4 protein-coding genes are annotated in these 3,636 nt (G+C 67.2%); all 4 read right to left on the reverse strand.

Annotated features, from left to right (window positions below; genetic code table 11):
* On the reverse strand, positions 1 to 447 hold a 447-nt coding region (locus tag VF697_RS14155), incomplete at its 3' end, for a DNA-binding response regulator (RefSeq protein WP_331095201.1).
* Positions 448 to 560: 113 nt separating this feature from the next.
* Positions 561 to 1,322 carry a hypothetical protein gene (locus tag VF697_RS14160; protein WP_331095202.1) on the reverse strand — a complete coding sequence of 254 codons (762 nt, stop codon included), beginning with the start codon at positions 1,320 to 1,322 and terminating at the stop codon, positions 561 to 563.
* The gene (locus VF697_RS14165; protein ID WP_331095204.1) at positions 1,322 to 2,494 is read right to left on the reverse strand and encodes an AAA family ATPase; all 1,173 of its coding nucleotides are present in this window, start codon (positions 2,492 to 2,494) and stop codon (positions 1,322 to 1,324) included. Before VF697_RS14165 ends, VF697_RS14160 begins: the two co-directional genes overlap by 1 nt.
* An 80-nt stretch (positions 2,495 to 2,574) precedes the next feature.
* Positions 2,575 to 3,636 (reverse strand): AmmeMemoRadiSam system radical SAM enzyme (gene amrS, locus VF697_RS14170; protein ID WP_331095206.1); only part of this gene is annotated, 1,062 nt, incomplete at its 5' end.

The raw sequence follows: 3,636 nt of genomic DNA on the forward strand, positions 1-3,636 counted from the left end.
GCCCTCGGGCGTCGAGGTGGGCGCCGGGGCGCGTGGTGTGGCTCGCAGCGCGACGAGGGCCGGGTCGAACACGGTGAGTCCTCGCGCCACGGCTCGGAGCGCGGCGAGCAGGGGGGCGGGAGCCACGTCCCGGAAGAGCAACCCCCGGGCCCCCGTGGAGAGTGCCGCCTCTCCAGCGGGCTCATCGGGGACGAGCGCGAGCACGGGGGCGCCGAGCTCGGGCGCATCGAGCCGTCCACCGGGCTCGGCCAGGTGCAGGCCCACGTCCCACAGCACGACATCGGGAGCGACGTCCGGGCGCGAGGACTCCACCTCCGCCAGGGTGCCGGACGCGATGACGGCGATGTCGTCGCCCTGCTCCGTGAGGGCGCGGGAGAGCGCTCCTCGGGCGAGCGGGTCCTCGGCGACGAGGGTAAGACGGATGGGTGAGGCATCGGAGTCCAGCACTGCGCCTATGCCTAACGGGCATGCCTGCGCCGCGCTCGGCCGTGCTCACGGACGGGCTCTGCCGCGCCGCATCAGGCGTCGAGCAGCGCACACCGTACTCGCCCACCGCGAGTTTAATCCTGCTGGGTCGCAGGGCGTCCAGTCCAGAGGGGCACGAGCCGTTCACGCACCTCCTGGATGAAGTCCGCGAGGCCCGTCCCCTTTCCCCGGGCTTCGAGTTGCTCCAGCGGGGCCTCCGTCCAGCACACGACTTCCCGCTGGTGGTCCCCCTGGGTCAGCTCGCTTAGGACTCGCTTGGCATCCCGCTTTGCTCCGTGCTTGGCGGCGGTCAAATCCTCCGCATGGAGACGCGGATCGAAGCCGAGCGCTCGCCGAAGCGCTTCGAGCCTTGACCGCTCGTCATCAGTGGCCGCATGGAATCCAGCCAGGACCCAGGCCTCGCGCTTGGGATGGGCGACACCGATGATGATGGGACCAAGGCCACTGGTCTGTGCCCGGGCTTGTTCGAGGCCCTTATACCGGCGGGTGTCCATGTCGCTGTCCCGCAGCAGCAGCACGGCATCGATATTGCGCTCTCCCTGTGTCGTCAGGAGGGCCAGAGCACGGCGCGCGATGAAGGCATCCGGAGCTCCCGGCTCACCGCCGAAAAGGCCATTGATGTGGATATTGGCCGCATCGGCGCGAGCGTGAAGGTTCTTCCATGCGAGGAACGGCTCGCTCTTGGTCAGCCCGCGCCATTCTCGCAGGGCATCAAGCACCTCGGGCTGCATCCAGTCCACGCTCTGACTCAGGATGCGATCCACGATGCCACAGGCTGTCCGCTGGTCGGCGGCGGCCTCGCAGATGACGATGATGGAGCGAGCTGCATCCGCCATCAGGCCTGCTCCGTTCCTCGTTCGCCCACCCACTGCTCGCCTACCGTGCTCCAGAACTCACCGGGCCGCATCGCTTCCTTCCAGCGCTCGAAATCCGGATGGTCCGTGAGCGCGGCGAAGCGGATGGTGCCGTCGGGGAGCACGGTGGACAGCCTGACCTCCCGCGGCTCGAGGTGGTCCACGAGATACGGCGAGTGGCTGGTGGCGATGATCTGCAGCTCCGGGTCGCGCTCCAGCAGCTTGCGGAGCTGGGTCACCAGGTCTCGTTGGGCTTTTGGATGCAGGCCACGGTCCAGGTCGTCGAGCAGCACCAGCTTGGGCCTTGGAGAGCTCATCAAGACGGTGAGGAGGCCGAGGACCAGGAGTGTGCCCTCACTTGCCGCCTCACTCGGGATTCCAGTGCCTGACTTCGTGTCGAGAAGGATGCGGTGACCGGAGTAGGTCCGTGTCACGTGCCGGGTGATGGGCTCATCGTTGATGCGGAGCGTTTCCGCTTCCTGGCGTTTGAGCTCCGCCAGGGAGAGCCGAACCCGAACGACATGGGGAATCACGGCACGAAGTGCGCCCAGGAGTTCCGCGAAATCTTCTGGCCGATTCAGGGCCATCTGCGCCAGCACGGAGGCGAGGCCCGCCCCGTCCGTGTCGATCCTGGGCTCGACTGACTCCGCGTAGGACGGCTCGGCAAGGCGCCGCGACTCCAGACGCAGGAGGACGCTGGCGGTCAAGTCCACCAGCGCAAGCGGCAGCTTGGGCTGGGGACCGATTTCCCTGTTGGCACGTTCCAGCGCACTGCCTGGACCGTCCGGTATCTCGAAGTCCTGCCCACCCCACTGTCCTCGCACATTCAGCAGTTGGCGCAGATTGTCGGCCGACTGCTGTTTCGTGGCCTCAAGCGCCATCCGAAGGATGCCCGGCTTCTGACTCCATTCTCCCTCTGCCTGAAGGAAAACCTGGGACTCGCTGCTCCGCCTGATGGCGGAAAGACCCCCGTACTGCTGGATGATGTGGCTGCGCTGTAGGGACGGATCGGCAAAAGCCGAAAGCAGATCCAGCGCCTGCAGTACGCTCGTCTTCCCCGAAGCATTCGGCCCAACGAGCACCGTGAATCGGTCGAAGGCGAGTTCCGCCGACTCGATGCCTTTGAAGTTCTGCAGGGTCAGCTTGTGGATCATGGGCTCGGAAAGGGGGACGTTGGCGCGTTCTACTACACGAAAGGTAGCAGGACGGCTTCGCTGAAGCCGCAGGATGACCCTCACATCACGGCGACAGGCAGCCGGCGGCGGCCGAAGTCTCCCGGCTTCGTGTCGAAGTGTCCCGGCACCTTCGCTCCGCAGTCCGGGCACTTGCCCTCCTGCGTGAGCCGGTACGTCAGGAGTTGGTGCCAGTCGCGCACGATGAGGGCCGTGCCGCAATCCGGGCACAGCGTCGTCTCGCCCGCGGGGTCGTGCGTGTTGCCCGTGTACACGTACCGCAGCCCCGCCTTGCGAGCGATCTCCCTCGCCCGGCGCAGCGTGGCGGGCGGCGTGGGCGGGAGGTCCCGCATCTTGTAGTCCGGGTGGAACGCCGTGAAGTGCAGCGGCACGTCCGGGCCCAGGTGCTCCATCAGCCACTCGCTCATCGCCCCCACCTCCGCGTCCGAGTCGTTCTTCCCCGGAATCAGCAGCGTGGTGATCTCCAGCCACGTCTTCGTCTCGTGCCGGAGGTACTCGAGCGTCTCCAGCACCGGCTGGAGGTGCGCGGCGGTGAGCTGGAAGTAGAAGTCCTCGGTGAAGGCCTTCAGGTCCACGTTCGCCGCGTCCATCTTCGCGTAGAAGTCACGGCGTGGCTCGGCGTGCATGTAGCCCGCCGTCACCGCCACCGTCTGGATGCCGCGCGCATGGCACGCATCCGCCACGTCCATGGCGTACTCGGCGAAGATGACCGGGTCGTTGTACGTGAAGGCCACGCTCCGGCAGCCGTACGCCTCGGCGGCGCGGGCGATGGCCTCGGGAGTCGCCTCGTCGGTGAGTCGGTCCATCTCGCGCGACTTGGAGATGTCCCAGTTCTGGCAGAAGCGGCACGCCAGGTTGCACCCGGCCGTCCCGAAGGACAGCACGCTGCTGCCCGGATGGAAGTGCACCAGGGGCTTCTTCTCGATGGGGTCCACGCAGAACCCCGATGAGCGCCCATACGTGCTCAACACCAGCCGGTCGCCCGTGCGCTGCCGCACGAAACACATGCCCCGCTGGCCCTCGTGCAGCTTGCAGTCGCGAGGACACAGGTCGCACTGGAGGCGCCCGTCCTCCAGCGCATGCCACCAGCGCGCGGGGTATTC

The sequence above is a fragment of the Archangium sp. genome (assembly GCF_036388035.1).
In the GTDB taxonomy this organism is placed as follows: Bacteria; Myxococcota; Myxococcia; order Myxococcales; family Myxococcaceae; genus Archangium.